This is a genomic window from Streptomyces sp. CG4 (assembly GCF_041080655.1).
Classification (GTDB): domain Bacteria; phylum Actinomycetota; class Actinomycetes; order Streptomycetales; family Streptomycetaceae; genus Streptomyces.
In genome coordinates this window covers 9,782,940-9,806,158 of record NZ_CP163525.1, presented here as the reverse complement: position 1 = coordinate 9,806,158, position 23,219 = coordinate 9,782,940, and the positions used below count along the sequence as shown (strand labels likewise).

Annotated in this window: 19 protein-coding genes; 11 read left to right on the top strand and 8 right to left on the bottom strand. The window is 69.1% G+C overall.

Annotated features, from left to right (window positions below):
• Nucleotides 1–52: 52 nt before the first annotated feature.
• On the bottom strand, nucleotides 53–1,105 hold the full coding sequence (locus AB5L52_RS44545) for a LacI family DNA-binding transcriptional regulator (RefSeq protein ID WP_076096821.1): 1,053 nt from the start codon (nucleotides 1,103–1,105) through the stop codon (nucleotides 53–55).
• Between the two features lie 588 nt (nucleotides 1,106–1,693).
• On the opposite strand from AB5L52_RS44545, the gene AB5L52_RS44540 reads away from it, so the two are divergent.
• A complete protein-coding gene (locus AB5L52_RS44540) occupies nucleotides 1,694–3,169 on the top strand; it encodes a xylan 1,4-beta-xylosidase (RefSeq protein ID WP_369368703.1) in 1,476 nt (491 codons plus the stop codon).
• Nucleotides 3,170–3,535: 366 nt separating this feature from the next.
• Entirely contained in the window at nucleotides 3,536–4,957 is a 1,422-nt protein-coding gene (locus tag AB5L52_RS44535; RefSeq protein ID WP_369368702.1) for a non-reducing end alpha-L-arabinofuranosidase family hydrolase, read from the top strand.
• Nucleotides 4,958–5,153: 196 nt separating this feature from the next.
• Here AB5L52_RS44535 and AB5L52_RS44530 read toward each other — a convergent pair whose 3' ends face one another.
• Complete coding sequence (locus AB5L52_RS44530) at nucleotides 5,154–6,257, bottom strand: sugar ABC transporter substrate-binding protein (protein ID WP_369368701.1); 1,104 nt, start codon at nucleotides 6,255–6,257, stop codon at nucleotides 5,154–5,156.
• The gene (locus tag AB5L52_RS44525; RefSeq protein WP_369368700.1) at nucleotides 6,254–8,788 is read right to left on the bottom strand and encodes a SpoIIE family protein phosphatase; all 2,535 of its coding nucleotides are present in this window, start codon (nucleotides 8,786–8,788) and stop codon (nucleotides 6,254–6,256) included. The genes AB5L52_RS44530 and AB5L52_RS44525 overlap by 4 nt, the downstream gene beginning before the upstream one ends.
• A gap of 271 nt (nucleotides 8,789–9,059) precedes the next feature.
• Between AB5L52_RS44525 and AB5L52_RS44520 the strand changes: the two genes are divergently transcribed.
• From AB5L52_RS44520 to AB5L52_RS44490, 7 genes are all read left to right on the top strand, one after another.
• A complete protein-coding gene (locus AB5L52_RS44520) occupies nucleotides 9,060–10,148 on the top strand; it encodes a substrate-binding domain-containing protein (RefSeq protein ID WP_351029015.1) in 1,089 nt (362 codons plus the stop codon).
• A 36-nt stretch (nucleotides 10,149–10,184) separates the two neighbouring features.
• Nucleotides 10,185–10,961: an ATP-binding cassette domain-containing protein gene (locus tag AB5L52_RS44515; RefSeq protein WP_351029013.1), complete on the top strand. Its 777-nt coding sequence runs from the start codon at nucleotides 10,185–10,187 to the stop codon at nucleotides 10,959–10,961.
• Between the two features lie 8 nt (nucleotides 10,962–10,969).
• Entirely contained in the window at nucleotides 10,970–12,241 is a 1,272-nt protein-coding gene (locus AB5L52_RS44510; RefSeq protein WP_351029011.1) for a sugar ABC transporter permease, read from the top strand.
• Nucleotides 12,242–12,264: 23 nt separating this feature from the next.
• On the top strand, nucleotides 12,265–12,765 hold the full coding sequence (locus AB5L52_RS44505) for a site-specific integrase (protein WP_351029009.1): 501 nt from the start codon (nucleotides 12,265–12,267) through the stop codon (nucleotides 12,763–12,765).
• Nucleotides 12,687–13,274: a hypothetical protein gene (locus AB5L52_RS44500; RefSeq protein ID WP_351029008.1), complete on the top strand. Its 588-nt coding sequence runs from the start codon at nucleotides 12,687–12,689 to the stop codon at nucleotides 13,272–13,274. The genes AB5L52_RS44505 and AB5L52_RS44500 overlap by 79 nt, the downstream gene beginning before the upstream one ends.
• 239 nt (nucleotides 13,275–13,513) lie before the next feature.
• Nucleotides 13,514–13,714: a hypothetical protein gene (locus AB5L52_RS44495; protein WP_369368698.1), complete on the top strand. Its 201-nt coding sequence runs from the start codon at nucleotides 13,514–13,516 to the stop codon at nucleotides 13,712–13,714.
• A gap of 135 nt (nucleotides 13,715–13,849) precedes the next feature.
• A complete protein-coding gene (locus AB5L52_RS44490; protein ID WP_369368697.1) occupies nucleotides 13,850–14,266 on the top strand; it encodes a hypothetical protein in 417 nt (138 codons plus the stop codon).
• Between the two features lie 48 nt (nucleotides 14,267–14,314).
• Here AB5L52_RS44490 and AB5L52_RS44485 read toward each other — a convergent pair whose 3' ends face one another.
• The 5 genes from AB5L52_RS44485 to AB5L52_RS44465 form a co-directional block, all read right to left on the bottom strand.
• Nucleotides 14,315–15,082: a class I SAM-dependent methyltransferase gene (locus tag AB5L52_RS44485; RefSeq protein ID WP_351029004.1), complete on the bottom strand. Its 768-nt coding sequence runs from the start codon at nucleotides 15,080–15,082 to the stop codon at nucleotides 14,315–14,317.
• 69 nt (nucleotides 15,083–15,151) lie between these two features.
• A complete protein-coding gene (locus AB5L52_RS44480) occupies nucleotides 15,152–16,183 on the bottom strand; it encodes a LacI family DNA-binding transcriptional regulator (protein ID WP_351029002.1) in 1,032 nt (343 codons plus the stop codon).
• Nucleotides 16,184–16,260: 77 nt separating this feature from the next.
• Complete coding sequence (locus AB5L52_RS44475; RefSeq protein ID WP_351029000.1) at nucleotides 16,261–17,097, bottom strand: ATP-binding cassette domain-containing protein; 837 nt, start codon at nucleotides 17,095–17,097, stop codon at nucleotides 16,261–16,263.
• Nucleotides 17,094–18,089: an ABC transporter permease gene (locus tag AB5L52_RS44470; RefSeq protein ID WP_369368696.1), complete on the bottom strand. Its 996-nt coding sequence runs from the start codon at nucleotides 18,087–18,089 to the stop codon at nucleotides 17,094–17,096. Before AB5L52_RS44470 ends, AB5L52_RS44475 begins: the two co-directional genes overlap by 4 nt.
• 132 nt (nucleotides 18,090–18,221) lie before the next feature.
• Entirely contained in the window at nucleotides 18,222–19,238 is a 1,017-nt protein-coding gene (locus AB5L52_RS44465) for a sugar ABC transporter substrate-binding protein (RefSeq protein ID WP_351573372.1), read from the bottom strand.
• A gap of 224 nt (nucleotides 19,239–19,462) precedes the next feature.
• On the opposite strand from AB5L52_RS44465, the gene AB5L52_RS44460 reads away from it, so the two are divergent.
• Together AB5L52_RS44460 and AB5L52_RS44455 are read left to right on the top strand one after the other, a co-directional pair.
• Complete coding sequence (locus AB5L52_RS44460) at nucleotides 19,463–20,428, top strand: carbohydrate kinase (protein ID WP_351028996.1); 966 nt, start codon at nucleotides 19,463–19,465, stop codon at nucleotides 20,426–20,428.
• A gap of 222 nt (nucleotides 20,429–20,650) precedes the next feature.
• Complete coding sequence (locus tag AB5L52_RS44455) at nucleotides 20,651–23,212, top strand: GH32 C-terminal domain-containing protein (protein ID WP_369368695.1); 2,562 nt, start codon at nucleotides 20,651–20,653, stop codon at nucleotides 23,210–23,212.
• Nucleotides 23,213–23,219: the final 7 nt, after the last annotated feature.

The window sequence follows — 23,219 nt, the reverse complement described above, 5'->3', positions numbered from 1 at the left end:
TCAACGGCCCTGACAAAAAGGGCCGTTGACACCCCCGGAGTATTACGTTCCGTTACGCTTGGCGCGGCGCTGCCGTACTGGCCCTGACCACGAGTTCCGTCGCCAGTTCGACCCGTGGCGACGCGGGGGCGACCGAGCGTGCGAGATCGAGGACCGAGCGTGCCGCCAACTTGCCCATGTCCGCGAGAGGTTGGCGCACGGTCGTCAGCGGCGGCGCGGACCAGCGCACCTCCGGCAGGTCGTCGAAGCCGACGATGCTCATGTCCTCGGGCACCCTGAGGCCACGCCGCCGCAGTGCCTCGATCGCGCCGAGCGCCATCTGGTCGCTGGCCGCGAAGATCGCGGTCGGCGGGTCGGCCAGGTCGAGCAGGCAGCCCGCGCCCGTGAAGCCGGACTCGTGGTAAAAGTCGCCAGGCACGATGAGTTCGTCGGCGGCCGGCACGCCCGCGACGTCGAGCGCGGCCCGGTAGCCGTCGAGCCGGGCCCGGGAGCACAGCAGCCGCGGCGGGCCCTCGATGAACCCGATACGCCGGTGCCCGAGGTGCAGCAGATACTCGGTGGCCGCCATGCCGCCCGCCCAGTTGGTGGCGCCGACGGTCGGCGCCTCGGTGGCGGGTGATCCGGCCGGGTCGATCACCACCAACGGAACGCCCAGACGCCGCAGTTCGTCGTGCAGGCCCGGCTCCAGGGCCGAGGTCACCAGGATCACGCCGTCCGAGGCGCGGGCCCGCAGATTGGTCATCCACTGGCGCGCGGCACCCGCCCGGTCGTGGATCGCGGAGACGACGGTGCCGACTCCCGCCTCGTGGGCAACCTCCTCCACGCCCCGGATGATCTCCACGGCCCACGGGCTGTCCAGATCGTTGAAGACCAGGTCGAGCAGGGCCGCCCGGTCGCCCGTGGGCCTGCGCCGGTAGCCGTGCCGGTGCAGCAGGTCCTCGACCCGGGCCCGGGTGGCGGGCGAGACGTCGGAGCGTCCGTTGACGACCCGCGAGACGGTCGGCACCGACACGCCGGCCTCTCGCGCGATCTCGGTGATCGTCACCTTGGCCGGCCCGTCCGGGCTCCGCGTGGCTGTCTTGCGCTGAGCGCCTTCCCCGGCCACATTCCCCTCCTCCGTCGACATGTGCTCCCGAAAGGTCTACGCACTCCTTCCGGAAACCGTAGGACATGCCGTCGACCGGTCGCCGGTCAAGCCCTCCGCCCATACGACCCGTCGAACATCGGCCTCGAATCCGGGCCCTGGCGCCGGGCGGATTCAGGATTCCGGCAGGCCGACGCAGATGCGGGCGGGGGCCTGGGCGCGCCAGGCGAAGGGGATCTCCTCGACGTGCCCGAGCGTGGGGTGAGCGGCGCATCGGGGTGCGCGGCGGATGCCAGGGTTCCTGCCAGAAGGTGTCGAAGTCATCCGGTTCGCCGAGCGGCGGCCGGTGTCACTCCGTTTCGCTCGGGGGCAGGTCGAAGGCGGTCACCACGCCTCCCATGGGGGGCAGGAACGCTGCGGCATCGGTCCGGGGATGTGAAGGCCGTTCGGCATTCCGGCCAACTCCCGTACGTGCGCACCCCATTGACAGGGTCCAGGAGCGGTCCTAGGTTGCGGTGTTGTTTCCGGAAGACTCTCGGAACTTCTCGGTCCTCGTTCCCGATACCGCCTTTCCCGGCTGCGCACTGCCCGTGAGACGAAAGGCCCAGCATGAGTTCCTCCTCCACCATGATCGCCGCCGCCCCGTGGCGGACCTGCGTCGGCACGGGCCGCATGGACCTCACGCTGCGTCGCGACCACCGGGAGTCCCTTGCCCTGGTGCAGCGCGAGATCGGCTTCGGGTACATCCGGGGGCACGGGCTGCTCAGTGACGGCATGGGGGTGTACCGACCGTACGAGTGGCAAGGCGAGCGGCGGGTCCACCATGCGTTCACGTACGTCGATCAGGTCATTGACAGCTATCTGGAACTCGGCATCCGGCCGTTCCTCGAACTCGGCTTCATGCCAGGCGAGTTGGCGTCAGGCGACCAGACGGTGTTCTGGTGGGGCGGCAACGTCACGCCGCCGTCCTCATGCAGGGAATGGGTGGACCTCGTGCGGGCGACGGTCCGCCATCTCGTGGACCGCTACGGGCTCGACGAGGTACGCACCTGGCCGATCGAGGTGTGGAACGAGCCGAACCTCCCGGACTTCTGGGAGGGCGCCGACGAGCACGCATATCACCGCCTGTACGAGATGACCGCGCACACCATCAAGGCGATCGACGCGTCGCTGCAGGTGGGCGGCCCGGCCGTGTCACCCGGCGCGGACGACTGGATCGGGCGGTTCGCCGCGTTCGCCGCGGCACGGGAGGTGCCGGTCGACTTCGTGTCCCGGCACGCGTACACGTCGGGGCCGGCCCGGCATGTGCCGTTCGGGGTGCATCAGACGCTGGGCCCGGCGCAGGGGCTGCTCGACCAGTTCGGTCAGCCCCGGCGCGCCCTCAAGGACACGGGACTTGCCCACCTCCCGGTCCACATCACCGAGTTCAACTCCTCCTACCGGCCGGACAACCCGATCCACGACACCGCCTTCCATGCCGCGTACCTGGCTCCGGTCGTCACGGAGGGCGGGGAGTACGCGGACTCCTTCTCGTACTGGACGTTCAGCGACATGTTCGAGGAGACGGGCGTACCGACCGCGCTGTTCCACGGCGGGTTCGGGCTGCTCACCCACCGGCAGGTGAAGAAGCCGACGTACCACCTCTATGCGTTTATGGCGCGGACGGGCGAGGAGGTACTTGCGCGCGGTGCCGACCATCTCGTGACGCGACACGCCGACGGGCGGGTGGCGGTGCTCGCGTGGGCACCGGTGGACACGGACGGGCACCGGGTGCGCCTCTCGGTGCCGACCGGTCCGGGCGAGGTGTTCACCCTGCGGTCGTCCGTCGACGAGGAGCGCGGCAACGCGTACACGGCGTGGCGGCGCATGGGCAGCCCCCTCTCCCCGGACCTGCGCCGGCTCGACCGGCTGCACGAGGCCGCCGAACCTGCGCGCACGCACGGCCGGGAGACCGCGCGGGACGGCATGGTCGACCTCGATCTCGCGCTGGCCCGCCACGAAGTGACGCTGGTCGAGTTCGACCCGGTCCGCGACGAGACGCCTCCCTGGTGGGACGAGAGCCGACTCCTCGGCGGTGCCCCGTGAACATGCGCACGGCCGAGCCGGGCACGGGCCCGCTCTCCCGGGCCCACGGCGGCCGCCGTCATCGCTGCCATTCAGTTCACCGCGCTATGGACCCGTTGCCCAACGGTGAGCGAGGCATCCCGGGCGCACGGCGTTTCGCCGACAACGGCGCAAGCCGGCCAGGATGTCGGCGTGGGCCGGAACCAAGAGGTCACTCCACTCGCACAGCAGAGCACCGCCGAGTCGCGCCACCGCAACCACCGAGCCGCAAGGGGCATGCCACACGACGCCAATGACATGCCCGCATCAATGTGTCTCGCGTCGACAGTCCGGGCAGCCCCTGATGGGGCCAACCGGAGCCGCTCACCCAAGGATGACGAGGTCCTCATGCCCAGACGCGTTTCAAGCCGCGGACATCTGCCCGCGGTGTTCGCCGCCGCCGTCGCGGCCCTGCTCCTGCTGACGGCGACGCTCGTCGCCAACCCGGCTCAGGCGGCCACCAGCGGCGCCTTACGCGGTGTGGGTTCCGGCCGGTGTCTCGACGTACCGAACGCCAGCCAGACCGACGGCACCTACCCGCAGATCTGGGACTGCTCGGGCGGCACCAACCAGCAGTGGACATGGACGGACAGCAACCAGCTGACCGTGTACGGCAACAAGTGCCTGGATGTTCCGGACCACGCCACCGCGGCCGGTACCCAGGTGCAGATCTGGACTTGCAGCGGCGGTGCGAACCAGCAGTGGCGGGTGAATTCCGACGGCACGATCGTCGGCGTCGAATCCGGGCTGTGCCTGGACGTCACCGGCGCCGGCACAGCCAACGGCACGGCGGTGGAGCTCTGGACGTGCAACGGCGGAAGCAACCAGAAATGGACAGGCCTGTCCGCGACGCCGGGCGGCGGCACCTGCTCCCTGCCGTCGACGTACCGATGGACGTCGACGGGTGCGCTGGCGCAGCCGGCGAACGGGTGGGTCTCACTGAAGGACTTCACCGACGTGGTGTACAACGGCAAGCACCTGGTCTACGCGTCGAACGTGTCGGGATCGTCGTACGGCTCGATGGCCTTCAGTCCCTTCACGAACTGGTCGGACATGGCGTCGGCCGGCCAGACCGGGATGAACCAGTCCACGGTGGCGCCCACGCTGTTCTACTTCGCGCCCAAGAACATATGGGTCCTGGCATCCCAGTGGGGCGCGTGGCCGTTCTTCTACCGCACGTCGAGCGACCCCACCAACCCCAACGGCTGGTCCTCGCCGCAGCCTCTGTTCACCGGCAGTATCCCAGGTTCCGGCACCGGGCCGATCGACCAGACCCTGATCGCCGACGGCCAGAACATGTACCTGTTCTTCGCCGGTGACAACGGCAAGATCTACCGGGCGAGCATGCCGATCGGGAACTTCCCCGGCAGCTTCGGCTCGTCCGCCACCACGGTCATGAGCGACTCCACGAACAGCCTGTTCGAGGCACCGCAGGTCTACAAAGTCAAGGACCAGAACCAGTACCTCATGATCGTCGAGGCGATAGGTGCCAATGGGCGCTACTTCCGCTCGTTCACGGCGTCCAGCCTCAGCGGTTCGTGGACCCCGCAGGCCGGCAGCGAAAGCACCCCTTTCGCGGGCAAGGCCAACAGCGGCGCCACCTGGACCAACGACATCAGCCACGGTGACCTGGTCCGCAACAACCCCGACCAGACCATGACCATCGACCCCTGCCACCTGCAGCTCCTCTACCAGGGCAAGTCCCCCACCGCAAGCGGCCCCTACGACCAACTGCCCTGGCGGCCAGGCGTCCTCACCCTGCAGCGCTGACGTGCCGAGCCCGGCCCGGCGAACTGGCGTCCTCCGAGGGCCGTACGACGACCGTCACCGCCGTCCGCGAGGGCCGGCCGACCCGTCGGCCCGTCGGCCTGGACTCGGACACCGGCGCGTTCCACGGCGGCGACGTTCACCCTGTCGACGTGCCTCGACTACTGGGCAGGGCCCCCTCTCGCCGCTCCCCGCCCGTCTACGGAGTCAGCCCTGCCTTCGCGCAAGCGGCCCTCAGCTGCGGTGTGCAGATCTGGGCGATGGTGTACACACCGTCCTTGATGAGGGTCTGCTTGATGTTGGCGGTTGTCACGGCGACCGGGGTGAGGAGCACTGACGGGATGTGGTGGGTGGTCGGGCTGTCGGTCGTCGTCGTGGCGATAGTGTGCAGCTTCTCGCCGCGGCCCAGGGCGACGGCCATGGCAGCGGCTGCTTCAGCTTCCGCGCGGAAGGACTTGTACACCGTCATGATCTGCTCGCCGTTGACGATGCGCTGCACCGCGTCGAGGTCGGCGTCCTGCCCGGTGACCGGTGGAAGGCGCCTGACGTGAGCGCTCTTGAGTGCGGAGATGACGCCTGCGGCCATGGCGTCGTTGGCGGCCAGGACGCCGTCGATTCGGCCCGGGCCCAGGGCCGAGATGGCGGCGGACATGTTGGCGTTCGCGTTGTTCGTGCTCCAGCCCGGGGTGTCGTAGGAACGGCCGATCGTCACCTTGCCCCGCAGGACGGACAGTGCACCCCTCTTGAACCAGGCGGCGTTGGGGCTGGTCGGGTCGCCGTTCATCATGACGATGGTCGCGTCCTTGGCCGGGGCGTGCACGGCCTTGAGGAGGGCCTGGCCCTGCAGCGTGCCGACCTGTACTCCGTCGAAGCTGACGTAGCCCGAGATCGGGCCCTCGGCGAGCCTGTCGTAGGCGACGACGGGGACGCCCGCGTTGTGCGCCTCCTGGACGGAAGAGCGCTGCGCCCTGTTGTCGGTGGCGCCGAGGATGAGGACCCTGGCCCCCTTGGTGATCATGGCGATCATCTGTTGCCGCTGGGCCGTTGAGTCGTCGTCGGCGTTGGCATAGGTGACGTTGCAGCGCGGGCAGAGCTGTTTCACCCGTTGCTCGATCAGCGGCTTGTCGGAGTTCTCCCAGCGCGGCACCAACCGGCTCGGCAGCAGCAGGCCGACGGTGAAGCTGTCCGTGGTGGCTTTTCCACTTCCTGCGCAGGCGGCCGAGGGTATGGTCAGCAGGCCCGCGAAAAGCGCGCCGACGACATATCGCGTACAGGGCGTCACGCGTTTCCTGCGATGCATCATGATCGGTCCCCGTCCTTGCGCCCGCCCGGTTCTGCGCCCACCGAAGCCGGTTCGCGACGCGGTACCGCAATCTCGCTGCACACCTGCTTGCCGCCGGCCACCGGCACCGTGCCGAAGGACTCCGACATCGCCTCGACCAGGAGCAGACCCCGGCCGCCGGTCGACTCCCAGTCCACGATCACGGGCTTGGCGGGCGCCCGCGGAGAGGAGTCGCTCACGCAAACCCGCACCCGGTCCCCGCGGAGCATCAGGTCGAGACGGACCGGGCCCTGGGTGTGCACCAGGGCGTTGGTGACGAGTTCGGACACCACCAGCAGCACCGGGTCGGTGGCTTCTTCGACCTTCCAGCGGCGCAGCGTGCGCGCGGTGAACCGGCGGGCGTGCATGACGGCGTCGGGCAGCCGCCACACCAGCCAGCCCGACCGGATCGGCCGGGTCTTCATGCCGTCGTAGCGCAGCAGCAACAACGCCACGTCGTCCTCGCGACGGCCCAAGTCGCCGAGCAGGTCGTCGGCCACCCGCCCAGGATCCGACGGGTCGGCCGCGGCGAGAGTGGCCCGCGTGCGGCGCATGCCCTCGTCCAGGGACAGGTCGGCGGCCTCGATCAGCCCGTCGGTGACCAGGGCGAGCATCGTTCCCGGCGCCATTGCCACCGCGGTCATCGGGAAGTCCGCCTCCATGGAAATGCCCAGCGGAAGGCCACCCTCGACCTCGACCTCCTCGGTGCTGCCGTCGGGATGGCGCAGCAGCGGTGCGACGTGTCCGGCCCGGACGAACAGGACGTCGCCCTCGTCCATGTCCAGTTCGGCGTAGCAGCAGGTGGCGAAGAGATCCGTCTCCATGCCGACGAGGAGGCGGTTGGCGTGCGAGACGACCACGTCGGGCGGGTGGCCCTCCACCGCGTACGCCCTGACCGCGGTACGCATCTGCCCCATGATCGTCGCGGCTGCGGCGCTGTGGCCCTGCACGTCGCCGATGACCAGTGCCACCCGGTCCTCGGAGAGGGCGATCACGTCGTACCAGTCGCCGCCCACCTGCAGTCCCCGCCGGGCGGGGAGATAGCGGGCGACGGCGATCCCACCGGGAAGCTCGGGCAGACGCCGCGGCAGCAGGCTGCGCTGCAGCATCGTCGCGAGTTCCTGTTCGGCGTCATAGGACTGGGCGCGGGTGAGGGCCTGGCCAGCCAGTGAGGCGGTGGCGGTCAGCAGCGAACGTTCCTCGGGGACGAACTCGTGCGGCCGGTCCCAGCCGATCAGGCACACGCCGGCGACCCGGCCTCTGGCGGGCAGCGGCAGGACGGCAAGTCCTCCGGGGCCGATGCCGTCGAGTCCTGGTTCGAAGGCGGTGCCTGTCGGCCACAGGTCCATACGTCCGTCTCGCAGAGCCATCTGCAGGGTGGGCAGGGCACTGAGGGGCGCGTCGGGCCACTCCGAACGCCACTGGAGACGCCATGCCCGCGGCCAGGCAGCGGGCTGCGGCGGGTCGAGCAGGGTGACCTGGAGCCTTTCGTGCTGCAGGTCGGCGAGCACCACCCGGTCGGCGCTCAGGGGCTCGCGCAGGGCGGTGACCAGCACGTGGCTGACGTCGCGCACGGTGGTGGCCTCGTCGAGTGCGGCGGTCAGCCACTGGATCCGGGAGACGTCGTCGGCGCCCCGGTCCAGGACCGAGGTCGCCGTCACCACGCCCAGCACCTGCTCCGGCCGGTCGTCGGCACCCGCCGCCACGCGGCACCTCAGACTCAGCCAGCGCATCTCACCCGTGGGGCAGCGGACTCGGAAGTCCAGTTCCCGTCGGCCGGACGTCTGGGTGGACGGCTCCAGCGCCGACATCAGCGCGTGCAAGTCTTCCGGCAGTGCGTGCGCGAGCAGGGATTCCACCTTGCCGTCGAAGTCGTCCGGCTTGATGCCGACCAGGTCGCGCAGCATCTCGTCCGCGTCGATCACGCCGGTTTCCGGCACCAGGACGAAGGAGCCGACGCGCATTCGGCGCAATGCGGAACTCAAGGGTGCCGTCGGCGGCCCTCCCCCGGCCCCGGCCTCCAGCACGTCGGCGACCGCGTCGGCATAGCGCTTCAGGAAGCGCTGCTGCTCGGCTTCGAAGCCATTCTCACCGTCACCCACGACGACGAGGCAGCCGAGCCGTCTGCCCTCGGCTCCGAGGGGCAACGCACCGAGCGAGGTCCGGGCTCGCGGCGGCGCAGGACATCCCTCGGGGTAGGAGGCGAGTGCCCCGGGGGTCAGCCACACGGGGTGGAGGACACGGAAGGCGTGGGCCGCAGGCGAGCCACCGGACAGAGCCAGGCGTTCCGGCAGCCCGTACTCGGCAGGGGCGCATCCGGCCGTGTCCACCGACCGAAGATCGTCAGAGCCTGGGCCGGGCACATAGAGCACCGCCAGCGCCGCTCCGGCGAACGTCAGGGCGCGGACGCTCCCGGAGGTCTCCGGCCTCGGTGGTGAGCCGGTGTCCGCGACGCCGACCTCGGCTGTCCCCAGCTGCGGGAGTCCGGTCCGGGCCGTGCCGTCGTGAGGCATGTCCGCATCCACCTCCCGTCCGTGCCCGCGCGCCGACCGGCTGCCACTGGGCACTCCCCTTCCAGAATCGCATAGGGGGATGAACCGGACAGATTGGCGTCGTGTCGGCTACGCAGCACCGAGTTCGTAGTTCACCATGGCCGGTGTCACACTGGCGAGGTGGTCGATTTGCGACTTTCGCCTGGTCCGAGCGGGTGCGGGCCGAGACCCCGCCTCGCCCCGGTGGGCCACGCCGCTGCACCACGGTTGCAGGAGGAGGGAGGCCTCGCGCATGAAAGCCCGCGTTCGGGACACCGCCCTTGCCCTGGCCGCGGTCTCGACGGCCGTGTCCCTCACCGCCTGCGGATCGGGCGCCGGGAACACCTCCGGCGCAGGGAGCGCGCGGAAGATCGGCGTGCTGCTGCCGGAATCCACCACAGCCCGCTGGGAGACGCGGGACAGGCCCCTGCTGGAGCAGAGGATCCGGCAGCTGTGCGGCGACTGCACGATCGAGTACGCCGACGCCAAAGGTGACGTGGCCATCCAGCAGGAACAGATGGACTCGTCGATCGCCAACGGGGTCGATGCCATCGTCCTGACGGCCGTTAATGCCAGGGCCATGGGCGCCTCGGTCGGAAAGGCAGCCGCCGCGCACATCCCGGTCATCGCCTACGACCGCCTCGCCGAGGGCCCGATCTCGGGCTACGTCTCCTTCGACGGCCAGGAGGTCGGCAGGCTCCAGGGCAGGGCACTGCTGACGGCCATAGGCGCCAAGGCGCACGGCGGCCGGATCGTGATGATGAACGGCGACCCCGGCGACCCCAACGCGCTGTCGTTCAAGCAGGGCGCACTGTCCGAACTCCAGGGGAAGGTGACGATCGCCAAGGAGTACGACACACCCCAGTGGAGCACGGAGGCGGCGAACCGGAACATGTCCGGAGCCATCGCCGCCCTGGGCGCCGGCAGCATCAACGGCGTCTACGCCGCCAACGACGGCCTCGCCGCCGGCAGTATCGCCGCCCTCAAGGCCAACAAGGTCAGCCCGCTGCCCCCCGTCACCGGGCAGGACGCCGAGCTCGCAGCCGTACGGCGCATTGTCGGCGGCGATCAGTACATGACGGTCTACAAGCCGTTCGGACCCGAGGCTGCCGCCGGCGGCGCCATGGCCGTGGCCGCCGCGCGTGGTCAGCGCCTCGACGGGATGGCCACCAGGCGGGTGAAAACCCGCGGCGGCGAGGAGGTTCCGGCCGTGCTGCTCACCCCGGTGCCCGTGACCCTTGCCACCATCAAGAACACCCTGGTGAAAGACGGCGTGTACACGCTCGAACAGATCTGCGCCCCGCCACTCGCGGACGACTGCCACAAGGCCGGGCTGACCTGAGAGGTGGGACCGGCCGGCCCCAGGCCCGGGAAGGAGATGATTCTCTTGCCGCCCCCCTTGCTGGCCCTGCACGGCGTGTGCAAGCGCTTCGGCGTCGTCGAGGTCCTCCGGGACATCGAGCTGGAGATCCACGCCGGCCAGGTCCTCGCCCTGCTCGGCGACAACGGAGCCGGCAAGTCCACCCTGGTCAAGGTGATCTCCGGGGTCGCCCCCGCGGACAAGGGGAGCATCGAGTGGGAGGGCCGGCCCGTTCACATCAGGCGTCCCCAAGAAGCCCGGGACCTCGGCATCGCCACCGTCTACCAGGACTTGGCGCTGTGCGGAGGCCTCGACGTCGTCGGCAACCTCTTCCTCGGACGGGAGATCCGCAGGTTCGGCTTCCTCGACGAGGTGGAGATGGAGCGCCGCACCGGACAGCTGCTGGAGCGTCTGACCCGGAGCGTCCCCGATCTGCGCGCCCCCCTGGTGTCACTGTCCAGCGGCCAGCGGCAGACCGTCGCCGTCGCCCGCTCGCTCCTCGGCGACCCGCGCGTCCTTCTTCTGGACGAACCGACCGCGGCGCTGGGGTTCGAGCAGACCACCGAGGTCCTCGACCTCGTCGACCGTCTCCGCGACCACGGCCTGGGGATCCTGCTCATCAGCCACAACTTGGGCGATGTGAAGGCCCTCGCGGACCGGGCCGCCGTGCTGCGGCTCGGCCGCAACAACGGCTTCTTCGACGTGAGCACCGTCTCCCAGGAGCAGATCATCTCCTCCATCACGGGCGCCACGGACAACGCGCCCCGCCGGCCGGCCCACCGCGAGGCCGAGTGATGAAAGGGATGCGTGACATGCCGGACGAGACGCGGGCCGATCCCGCAGCAGCCACCACAGAGGCCCGTCAGCGCCGCGCCAGGCGGGCCGTCACCCGTGCCGTGGCGGGCTGGATCGCCGTCCGGCGGCGCAGGCTGAGCGCCGGTGAGCTGGGCTACCTTCCCGTCACCTTCGTTCTCGCCGCGGTCTGGATCATCTTCCAGGGCCTGAACTCCAGCTTCCTCTCGCCCCGTAACCTGTCCAACCTCAGCGTGGACATCGTGGGCACGGGCTTCATCGCGGTCGGCATCGTCTTCGTGCTGCTGCTCGGTGAACTCGACCTGTCGGTCGGCTCGATCAGCGGGCTCGCCGCCGCGGTCTTCGCGGTGCTCAACGTCAACAACGGCGTGCCGGAATGGCTTGCCCTGATCGCCGCCGTGCTGACGGGCACCGCGGCAGGAACCGTCCAGGGGTACTCCGTCGCCAGGACCCGGGTGCCGGCCTTCGTGGTCACCCTCGCCGGGCTGCTGACGTGGAACGGCCTCATGCTCGCCATCCTCGGCACCAGCGGCACCGTCAACCTCGACGAGAACGGGCTCATCGCCCACCTCACCAGCTACTACTTCACCAACGCCGGCGTCGCCTACGCGGTGGCGGCACTCGCCACAGCTCTGGTCTTCCTCGCCTCCTACCTGAACAGGCGCCGCCGCAGGGCCGTCGGCATGCCACACCGCCCGCTGCACACCATCGGGGTGCGCACAGGAGTAGTGGCGTTCATCGCGTTCGCCTCCGCCTATGTACTGAACCAGTTCCAGGGCCTGCCACTGGCTCTGCTGATCTTCCTCGCCGTGGTGGCGGGCCTCGACATCATGCTCCGCCGCACGCCCTATGGACGGCAGGTCTACGCACTGGGAAGCAGCGTCGAGGCGGCCCGTCGCGCCAGCCTCAGCGTGACCGGCGTACAGACGGCCGTGCTCGCAGTCTCCGGCACCCTGGCGGCGACCGGCGGCCTGTTCCTGGCCTCGCGCATCACATCGGTGAGCCAGAACTCCGGCTCCGGCGTCCTGCTCCTCAACGCCATCGCTGCCGCCGTCATCGGCGGCACCAGCCTGTTCGGAGGACGCGGTACAACCTGGTCCGCAGTGCTCGGCATACTGGTCATCCAGTCAATCGCCTCGGGCATGGCCCTCACCGATACGCCCACCGCCATCCAACTGGTGATCACGGGCGGGGTGCTCTTCGCTGCGGTGGTCATTGACTCACTGTCCCGCCACACACAGCAGGCGCACGGGCGCGCCTGACACTTCCACGGGCGGCGTCGGTGATGCCCGCAGCTACCTGGGCATGGCGTCGGGGCGCCCGCGAACGTGCACAACCGCGTACGCCGAGGCTCGGAGGATCTGCGCAGCTGTACTCCGCCAACCACCGTGCGGTGTGGCGGGTTGGGGACGTGGCCGGGGTTGATCGCATCCTGCTGGAGGAGTCGCTTGAACGGCATCGGCTGCCTGCCGGTACGCCGGTGCTGTTGGACGATGTGATGCGGCCGGTCGAGCCGCTGTCATCGTGGTTACGAAGGCTGGCCTGGCGTCGGACGGCCGCGAAGACGATGCGGACGTACGCCTATGCGGTGTTGATGCTGCTGGGCTTTCTTCAGGCACGCGGCCGGGATCTGCGCTCGGCAACCGAGTCCGACATCGTCCAGTTCGAGCACTGGCGGCGCGCACGTCGCTGGCCAGTGGCAAGAGCATGGACGTCCGTGTCCGGCACATGGAGATCGAGGAGGTCTTCCGCGGCCATTACGCACACGGCACCACCCTGCGGGTGATCTCCGGGAACGTGATCACTGCTGCCCAGAGCCGCTGGTTCAACAAGGCCCTCGAAAGGCCCATCTGGCTCAGCGAGGACGCCGAACAGTCCCTGACCGAGCCGGGATCGGGCGACGTGCTCGGCCTGACCCGCGAGGAGATCGAGGACCTTCGCTCGGGCCAGCTCGACATGGGTGTCTCCAGTTGCAAGGACCCCTTCGCCTCACCGTTCGGCCGCCCCGGGCAGCTCTGCCCGGTCGCCCCGACCCGCTGCCTGGAATGCCGCAACGCGTTCGTGCTGCCCTCGAACCTGCCGCAGCTGCTGCTGTTCGCGGATCACCTGGCCCGGCTCCAGCTCCGGTCGTCCCCACAGCACTTCCACGCGCTCTGGGGACAGAGCCGGGTCGACGTCAACGAGGCGATCAAGGCCCGCACGGACGCCGAGATCGCCCAGGCCCGGCGGCAGATCGCCGGTGAAAGCCTGTCCTTGCAGCTTCCTCTCGCCGCACACGTGGAGTTCAACGCATGACCCGCCTCCACTGCCAGCAGCCCGCTCCGTGTTCCGGGACGACGAGCCGGTGATCCAGTCACACCCCCTTCTGCCCGGCGTCACGTCGCCCCGGTTCGGGGACATCACCGACTGCTGGGACTTCAACGACGTCGTCCGTCGGCTCGCGAATCAGGACCGGGCCAGCCGGCGGGTCTGGCTGCACGGGCTCGCCCCGGATTGGCACCTTCTGGGCCGGGAACTGTCCATGATCGCTCAGGATGCTGCATCTGCGCACGCTGGCCACATTCGGCGTCGACCAGCAGCTCCCCGACGACATCACCCTCTGGAGCGACGAGGACTTCCACCGATACGTTGATCAGTATCACACTACCGGGACGACGACCCAGGTCGAGCCCATCACGGTCATCCGGGCTCTGCACCGGTTCCGCACCGCGCGCAAACAGCACCCTCGGCCCTGAACACCTGCCCATCTGGAAGGCCGAGCGAGTGTCCCTCAACCGGCGGCGGGCCGACACGTCCCTGCCCAAGCACCGCCGGGCTCACCTCGACGCACAGCTCCACGAGGTCAACCTCATGATCAAGAAGGCGGATCGGTGACCGTTTCGCCCAAGACCGAACGGGCTCTTCGCGAGGCGATGGAGCGTCTCCTCGCCGGCGCCCCTGAGCGCACCGACGGCAAGCCGACCAAGAACGACCTTTGCCGCATGGCCCAGGTGATCCGCTCAACGATGAACCGGGCCACCGACGTCCTGGCGGAGCCGGACAGTCATGTCGGGACCAGCCCCGCCGGCCTCCGGGAGCATCAGCGCGACGCCGCACTCGCCGAGCTCCACAGCAAGCTTCGCAAGAGTCGCGATCAGTGCCGGCAGCTCCAGGACCAAGTCGACGCCGCCGCGACCGTCATCATGACCCTCCTTTCGGAGAACGCCGCAATCCGCGAGCACGCAGACAACCGCTCAGCCGCTGTCGTTCCACTCCCCCTCGGCCGAGCACACGCCACACGCGAGTAAAGGGAGCCGGCCTTGGGACTGGCGGGCTCACATGTGGAGGTGTCGTGATCAATCCTCGCGGCGCCGACGTGCGAGATGGACGGTAATGTTGGCGGTTGTTTCGACGCTTTCCGGCAGTACCTGCATGATCTGGCTGAACACCTGCTCTCGTCGCGCGGTCGGCAAGACGAGATAAGCCGAGATGGTGGAGAGATGACCAACGTAGTCGCGAGCGCTCATCGTCACGCGTCTTTCGATCACGGACTGTTGAACGCCGCTGAACCACTCAGACCGTTGCAGCTCCGTCCCCGGCCACTGCATCGCATGATCCGGAGGCGTCCCGTCCGGGGACGGAATCTCGTCGCTCTCCAAGAACGGTGCTCGCGCCGTGCGAACAGCCTCCTCCACAGCGGGGTCGGCCAGTCGGAATGGCCCGCCGCATGAGGCGAACACACCACCCGGTTCCAGCAGCGCGGCCATGCGTGACCACCGGCCCTCTGGCTTCGTCCAATGCAGAGCGGCTGCCGCATAGACCAGTCCGCACCGCTCGCCCGGTCGCAGGTCCTCGAACGCGGCTTGCACCGTCCTGACGTTCGCCGGTACATGTTTACGCAGCTCGGCGAGCATGGACCCGTCAGGATCGGTTGCGGTGACCATGACCCCCCGTTGAGCGAACAGGCGGGTTGCCTTGCCTGTCCCAGCGCCAATCTCGAGGGCAGTCTGGACCGGATGGCCCGCATACGCCATCACCATGTCGAATAGCTCCACGGGATACCCCGGCCGGAACCGTTCGTATGCTTCCGCCACCACCCCGAAGCTCAGCGCGCGACCAGACATGCCGAGCATCCTGACACGCGCCGCACGTTCGGTGCTTGATCTTTTGCGCGGCCCAGAGAGAGATGAGGATCAAGCCTCCTGCGGCGCAGGCGCAGAGGGCTCCCCCGATCCTCGGACGATCAGCCGGGTGGGAACGGTGATGGTGCGCGCGCGGGAGCGGTCGCCGTCGAGGCGGGCCAGGGCGGTGGCCGCAGCCACCCGACCGATTTCCTCGGGATCCTGGGCGACGACGGTCAGGGCGGGTTCGAGTGCCTCGGCGAGCGGGACGTCGTCGAAGGCGACGACGGCGATGTCCTTCCGCTTGCTGCGGGCGAGTTCGGCGACTATGCCCAGCGCGACGATGTTGTTGCCGGCGAACAGGGCTGTGGGCCCATCAGCCAGGCCGAGCAGCTGGGAGGTCGCGGCCGCCGCCCCCTGCTGATCGTGGGCGTTGGCGACCAGCGCACGGTCGTAGGGCAGACCGGCTTCCTCCAGGGCCGCTCGGTATCCGGCGAGGCGCTCGCGGCGGGTGTACAGCTTGAGGGGCAGGTCGCCGATGAAGCCGACACGCCGGTGGCCGTGGGCGATGAGATGGGCGACTCCGTCGTGGGCGCCCGCCCGGTTGGAGCTGACGACGCTGTCCGCGGACAGGCCGACGGCCGGACGGTCGATGAAGACCACGGGCAGCCCGGCGGCGCGATGGGGCTTCAGGTGGGAGTGGTCGGCGCCGACGGACGGCACGACCATCAGGATGCTGACGCGGCGCGCGAGGAACTTCGACGTCAAGTCGCGTTCACGGTCGGGGTCTTCGCCGGACGAGCCCATGAGCAGGGTCAGACCCCGGTCGTGGACGGTGGCCTCTATGCCGCCGGCCACGGCTCCGAAGAAGGGGTTGCCGAGGTCGGGGACGACCAGTCCGATGGTGGTGTCGGGTCCGCCGACGCGGATGTTGCGTGCCATGAGGTTCGGCTGGAAACCGAGCCTGGCTACGGCGGTGAGAACCTGTTCCCTGGTCTGCGCGGAGACGGGCCCGTCCTCGTTCAGGACACGGGAGACCGTCTTGGCACTGACCCCTACTTCTCGGGCGACATCGGCAAGGGTGGGGCGGCGGCTCGCTGCCATGGAGAAAACCGTCTCCTGGGGTGCTCCCGGATTCCGGCCGCGGCCTCGGCCGGAACATGCGAGAGCTGGTCGTGCGGTCAGGTGGCCTGGACTCCGGCGGCCTTCGCGGCCTCCGAGTCCGCTACGACAGTATCTCCGGCCTCGTTGACGCTGAGTGCGCCGGTCATGATGGCGACGACCTCGGCCATGGAGTAGTCGGACGGCTTGATCAGAGCGGCGCGGCGGCCCAGCCGGTGGACGTGGATGCGGTCGGCGATCTCGAAGACGTGGGGCATGTTGTGGCTGATGAGCACGACTGGCATGCCCTTGTCACGGACGCGGCGGATGAGGTCGAGGACCTGGCCGGACTCCTTGACGCCGAGTGCGGCGGTGGGCTCGTCCATGACGACGACGCTGCGGGCCCAGGCGACGGAGCGGGCCACCGCCACGGCCTGCCGCTGACCGCCGGAGAGTGTCTCGACCGCCTGTGTGAGCGAGCGCAGCCCGATCTTCAGGTCTGCCATGTGCTCGGCGGCCTCCTGGCGCATGCGCTTCTTGTCGAGCATGCGGAAGACACTGCCGAGGACACCGGGGCGGCGCAGCTCCCGGCCGAGGAACATGTTCGAGGCGATGTCCATGGAGGCGGCCACCGCGAGGTCCTGATACACCGTCTCGATGCCGTGGGCGCGGGCGCTCTGCGGACCGGAGAAGGTGATGGGTTCGCCGTTCAGGCGTATCTCGCCGGCGTCGGGAACCAGGGCGCCGGTGAGGGCCTTGATGAGGCTGGTCTTGCCGGCGCCGTTGTCGCCGATGACGGCGAGGACCTCGCCGGGCAGGAGGTCGAAGTCGGCGCCGTCGATGGCGGTGACATGGCCGTAGCGCTTGACCAGGCCGCGGGCCTGAAGGACAGGGGTGGGGGAAGTGGTGGCGGTCATCGTGCCTTCTTCCGGGAGATCTGGTCGACGGTCACCGCGAGGATCACCAGAACGCCGGTGATCAGGGTCTGGTAGATGGAGGCGACGCCCATCAGCTGCAGGCCGTTGCGGAACACGCCGACGATGAGGACGCCGATGAACGTGCCCAGCACCGAGCCGCGGCCGCCGAAGAGGCTGGTGCCGCCGAGGACCACGGCGGTGATGCTGTCGAGGTTGTCGGTCTGTCCCGCCTGCGGGTCGCCGACGCCGGTGCGGGAGATCAGCAGCAGGGCAGCGATGCCGTACAGCAGGCCGGCCACGGTGTAGATGCCGATGGTCAGGCGGGAGGTGCGGATGCCGTTCAGCCGCGCCGCCTCCTGGCTGTTGCCCAGGGCGTAGACGTGCCGGCCCCAACCGGTGCTGCTCAGCGCGTACGCGAGGAGGAGGAACAGGGCGATGGTGACCAGGGAGCCGTAGGTGATGTCGGTGTGGCCGAGCGGGAAGGTCTGCCCGAGTGCCGTCAGCGGGCCGGGCAGGCTGGTGACGGTCTCTTCCTTGGAGTAGATGTGGGTCAGCGCGAACGCGACGTTGAGCATGCCGAGGGTGACGATGAACGGCGGCAGCGGGATCTTCTGCACCAGCAGCCCGTTGAGCAGGCCGAAGCCGCCGCAGACGGCCAGGCCCAGCGCGATGGCGAGGAGCGGGGGCAGGGTCCCCTCGGCTGCCATCTTGGCCATCATGATGCTGCCGAACGCCATCACGGCACCGCACGACAGGTCGATGCCGGCGGTGAGGATGATCAGGGTCTGGCCGATGGCGAGCGTGCCGACGACCATCACCTGCTGCACGATCAGGGAGAAGTTCCCGCCGGTGAGGAACTGTTCGGTGGAGAGGGAGAAGAAGACACAGGCCAGGAGAAGGGCGACGAGCGGGCCGGTGGTCGGTGCCGTGAGCAGTCTGCGGGCCGTGGTCGGTGCCTTGAGCTCGGCGTACGGCGTCGTCGTGGCTGTCATGCGAAGTCCTTGTCGGAAGACAGATGTCCTTGTCGTCAGGACATGGGGGGCGGCCGTCCCGGGTCGGGGAGGTGAGGGGCCGGCCGCCCCGCTGAGGGGAGAGTCGGCGGAAGTACGGTCCTCGTGGGCGGCTCAGCCCCAGCAGTTCTCCAGGCCGTAGCCGGTGTCCTTGGACGTGACGCCCGCCTGCGCCTTGTCGGTGATCAGGGTGACGCCGGTGTCGGTGTAACCGGACGCCTTCTTGCCGTTCTTGGCGTACGTCACGACGGCCTTGACGCCCTCGGCGGCCATCTTCAGCGGGTACTGCTGCGAGGTGGCGGCGATCTTGCCGTCCTTGACCGCCTGGGTGCCGGTGCAGCCGCCGTCGACGGAGACAATCAGGACGTCCTTCTCCTGTCCCTTGGCCTTCAGCGCGGTGTACGCGCCCAGAGCGGCCGGCTCGTTGATGGTGTAGACGAGGTTGATGCCGGGCGACTTCTGAAGGCAGTTCTCCATCGCGGTCTGGCCCTTGGCCTGGTCACCATTGGTGTCCTGGGCGCAGACCACGTCCTTGTCGGTGGCACCGAAGCCCTTCAGGAAGCCGTCGTGCCGCTGGACGCCGACGGAGACGCCGGGCGCGAGGTCGAGGGTGGCTATCTTCGCCGCCTTGCCCTTCATGGCGGCCTTGGCGTACTCGCCGATCAGCTCGCCGGCCTTGAGGTTGTTGGTGGCGAAGAGGGCGTCGACCGCGCTCTGCGGTTCGGTCGGGGTGTCCAGCGCGATGACCAGGACGCCCTTGGCGCGGGCCTTCGCGATCGCGGGCACGATCGCCTTGGAGTCGCTCGGGGTGATCAGGATGCCCTTCACGCCGGAGGCGACCATGTTCTCGACGGCGGTGACCTGTCCGGCGTTGTCGCCGTCGAACTTGCCCGCCGCGGTGACCAGTTGGGCGCCGTTCTCCTTGGCAGCCTTCTCCGCGCCCTCCTTCATCTTCACGAAGAACGGGTTGGTGTCGGTCTTGGTGATCAGACCGACCTTGACGCCGCCGGAGCCGGAGCTCGCGGAGCCCGATCCGGAGCCGGAACCGCAGGCCGTCAGGGTGAGGGCCGCGATGCCCGTACAGGCGGCGACTCTGAGGAGGGACGGGGTCAGACGAGTGGTGCGCGACATGAACGACTCCTGCGGGATCACGAGCGGCGCGGTCGGCATCGGAGCATGCCGTCCCGGAGGTGTCATCGTTGACTTATGTCATCGTTGACACCACATGGCGAGGATGATGGACTCCGCATCCCGGCAACGTCAATGCCCTGCACGGGACACAAGTCCGTAACGCGCCCGGCGGCTGCCCGTTTCGTGCCCGCTTTCGTTCGTACGCTCGCAGAGAAGAGACGCCCATGAGCAGCCCGCGTCAGATCACCGTCCTGGGAGAGTGCGTCGCCGACGCCTTCGCCGAACCCGCCGGCGCCTCGAACGAACTCGCCCTGCGGGTGCTGCCCGGCGGCGGACCTGCGAACACGGCCGTGTCCCTGGCCCGGCTCGGCACCCACACCCGCCTCCTCGCGCGCCTGTCCGGCGACGTGTTCGGCCGCCTGTTCCGGGCCCACCTGAAGGAATCCGGGGTGGACCTTTCGTACGCCGTCCCGGCCGCCGAACCCAGCACGCTGGCCGTGGCGGAGCTGGACGCCCAGGGGCAGGCCGCATTCTCCTTCCACGCGCAGAACACGGCCGACTGGCAGTGGACGGCTCAGGAACTGGCAGGAGTGAATCTGTCCGGAACCGCCTGTGTGCACACCGGCTCCCTCGCGCTCGTCCGCGAGCCCGGCGCGGCGGTGGTGGAGGAGTTCCTGGCGGCGGCCTCTGCCCGCGCCACCATCAGCATCGACCCCAACGTACGACCGCTACTGGTGCGCCCCGAGGTCTATCGCGCCCGCCTGGCGCACTGGTGCGCCCTCACCGACGTACTGCGGCTGAGCGAGGACGACCTGGAACTGCTCCTGCCCGGAACCCCGCCTGAGCGGGCCTGCGACGTCTGGCACGCCGCCGGAGCCCGGCTCGTCGTGATCACGCGCGGGGCGGACGGCGCCCTGGCCTCCCTCGACGGCCAACGGCTGCAGGTGCCGGCGGTGGCGACGCAGGTGGTGGACACAGTCGGGGCGGGGGACTCCTTCACCGCCGGCCTGCTGCATTATCTCGGCGCCCGCGGACACCTCGGCGGCCGGCTGACCGGCCTCGATCTCGGCGAGGTGGGTCAGGCCTGCCGGTTCGCCGCTCGGGTCGCGGCCCTGACCTGCTCCGCCGCCGGTCCCAATCCGCCTTGGCGGAGCCACCTGGACCGGTTGACGGCAGTCGGCGGCAGCTGACGAGACCGGGGCCCGCACAGGGCCAATCCCGCACGGAGTATTGACGCGTTGGCCGGATGGCGCACATCATCTGACCACTCAATGTCATCGATGACACAAGTCAACGATGACACCCTTGGTCGGCGGCGTGGACGACGGCGCCGACCGGGGCGCCACCTTTCGGTCCGTCCGTGTCGGAGTCGCGCTCTCCGCTGCGTGGACGGCCGCGGCACAGGAGACCCGATGAGCTCTCGACGTGTGTTCCGGCATGCCCGCGTGCGGACGATCGCGGCCGTGGCGACCGTCTGCGCGCTGGCCGCAGCCCCGCTCGCCCCCCAGGCCGTGGCTGCCGACGCCCCGCCGTACACCGAGACCTACCGTCCCCAGTTCCACTTCACCCCGGAGAGGAACTGGATGAACGACCCCAACGGCCTCGTGTATTATAAGGGCGAGTACCACCTCTTCTACCAGTACAACCCCAACGGCAACACCTGGGGCGACATGTCCTGGGGCCACGCGGTGAGTACGGACCTCGTGCACTGGAAGCAGCTGCCGCTCGCCCTGTCGTACGACGACAAGGAGATGGTCTTCTCCGGCAGCGCGGTGGTCGACTGGAACAACACCACCGGCTTGGGCAGCAAGCAGAACCCGCCCATGGTGGCGATCTACACCAGCTACTCCAAGTCCACCGGCACGCAGGCCCAGTCACTCGCCTACAGCACCGACCGCGGCCGTACCTGGACCAAGTACCAGGGCAATCCCGTCATCGACATCGGCTCCAAGGACTTCCGCGACCCCAAGGTCCAGTGGTACGCCCCCACCAAGAGCTGGCTGATGACGGTGTCGCTGTCCGCCGAGCACAAGGTGCGGTTCTACTCGTCCAAGAATCTCAAGGACTGGGAGCTGCTCAGCGAGTTCGGGCCGGCCGGCGCGACGGGCGGTGTGTGGGAGTGCCCGGACCTGTTCCCCCTCGCGGTCGACGGGGACAAGAAGCACATCAAGTGGGTCCTGGTCGTCAACATCAACCCCGGTGGGATCACCGGTGGTTCGGGCGCCCAATACTTCATCGGTGACTTCGACGGCAAGACGTTCACCGCCGACGACAAGGGCACCTACACCCCACCCGCCGGCCAGGTCGTGCAGGGCTTCGAAGGAGCCGACTACGGCACCTGGACGGCCACCGGCAACGCGTTCGGCGACGGTCCGGCGGCCGGGGCGCTGGACGGCCAGAGCACAGTGACCGGCTTCGACGGCAAGGGCCTCGCCAACAGCTTCCGCCAGGGCGACTCCGCCACCGGCACCCTCACCTCGCCCCCCTTCAGTGTGGACAGCAAGTACCTGAACTTCAAGGTCGGCGGCGGCCGCCACCCGCACGAGGCCGGCACCGTCCTGGAGCAGGGCTCTCCGCCCTCGGGCACGGTCCTCGCAGACTTCGAGGGCGGCACCTATGGCGACTGGACAACGACCGGCGACGCGTTCGGCACCGCACCGGCCACCGGCACCCTCCCCGACCAGCAGGAGGTCTCCGGCTTCCTCGGCAGCGGACTGGTCAACACCTACCTGAACGGCGACTCCACCACCGGCACCCTCACCTCGCCCGAGTTCACCATCGACAAGGACTACGTCGACTTCCTCATCGGCGGCGGCCGCCACCCCGCCGGCCACGACAACCCCACCGCCGTCGAACTCCTCGTCGACGGCGAGGTGGTTCGCAGCGCCACCGGACAGGACGCCGAGGCGCTCAACTGGGCATCCTGGGACGTCCGCGACCTCGTCGGCAAGAAGGCGCGGATCAGGATCGTCGACGACAACACCGGTAGCTGGGGCCACATCAACGTCGACCAGATCACCCTGTCCGACACCCATGCCCAGCCGGTCTCCCGGGAGACGGCCGTCAACCTGCTCGTCGACGGCGAGGTCGTCCGCAGCGCCACCGGCTCCAACAGCGAGACCTTGGACTGGGCCTCCTTCGACATGCGTCCCTACGCCGGCAAGGTTGCGCAGATCCAGATCGTCGACAGGAACACCGGCGATTGGGGCCACATCCTCGCCGACCAGTTCACCACCGCCGACGCACCCGCCAAGTCCGTCGTGCAACGCGCCGACTGGGCCGACTACGGCAAGGACTACTACGCGGCGGTGTCCTGGGAGAACGTGCCCGGCGACAAGCGGTACATGATCGGCTGGATGAACGACTGGGAGTACGGGACGTCCATCCCCACCTCGCCCTGGCGCGGCGCGCAGAGCATCCCCCGCCAGACGGCCCTGCGCACCATCGACGGCCGCATCCGGCTGACCAGCGAGCCGGTGCCGAACCTGACCTCGCTGCGAGAGGGATCCGCGGCGACGGCGGCCGACGTCACCGTCACGAACACCTCACAGCCCCTGATCGGCCCCGCGGCCGAGGGCAAGGCTCTCGACATCGAGGCGACGTTCACCCTGAACGACGCCGAACGCTTCGGGCTGAAGGTGCGCACCGGCACCGGGCGAGAGGAAACCGTCATCGGATACGACACCACCACACAGGAGCTGTACGTCGACCGCACCCGCTCCGGTGCCGTCGACTTCAGCAGCACCTTCCCCGGCATCCAGACCGCGCCGCTGAAGGCCACGAACGGCAAGGTGAAACTACGGATCCTGGTCGACTGGTCGTCCGTCGAGGTCTTCGGCGGCAGCGGCGAGGCCGTGATCACCGACCAGATCTTCCCGCGCCCCGACAGCCAGGGAGTGGGGGTCTTCGCCGAGAACGGCTCGGTGAAGCTCGACAAGGCCGTCGTCTGGCACCTCGGCTCCGCAAACAACTGACAAGGAC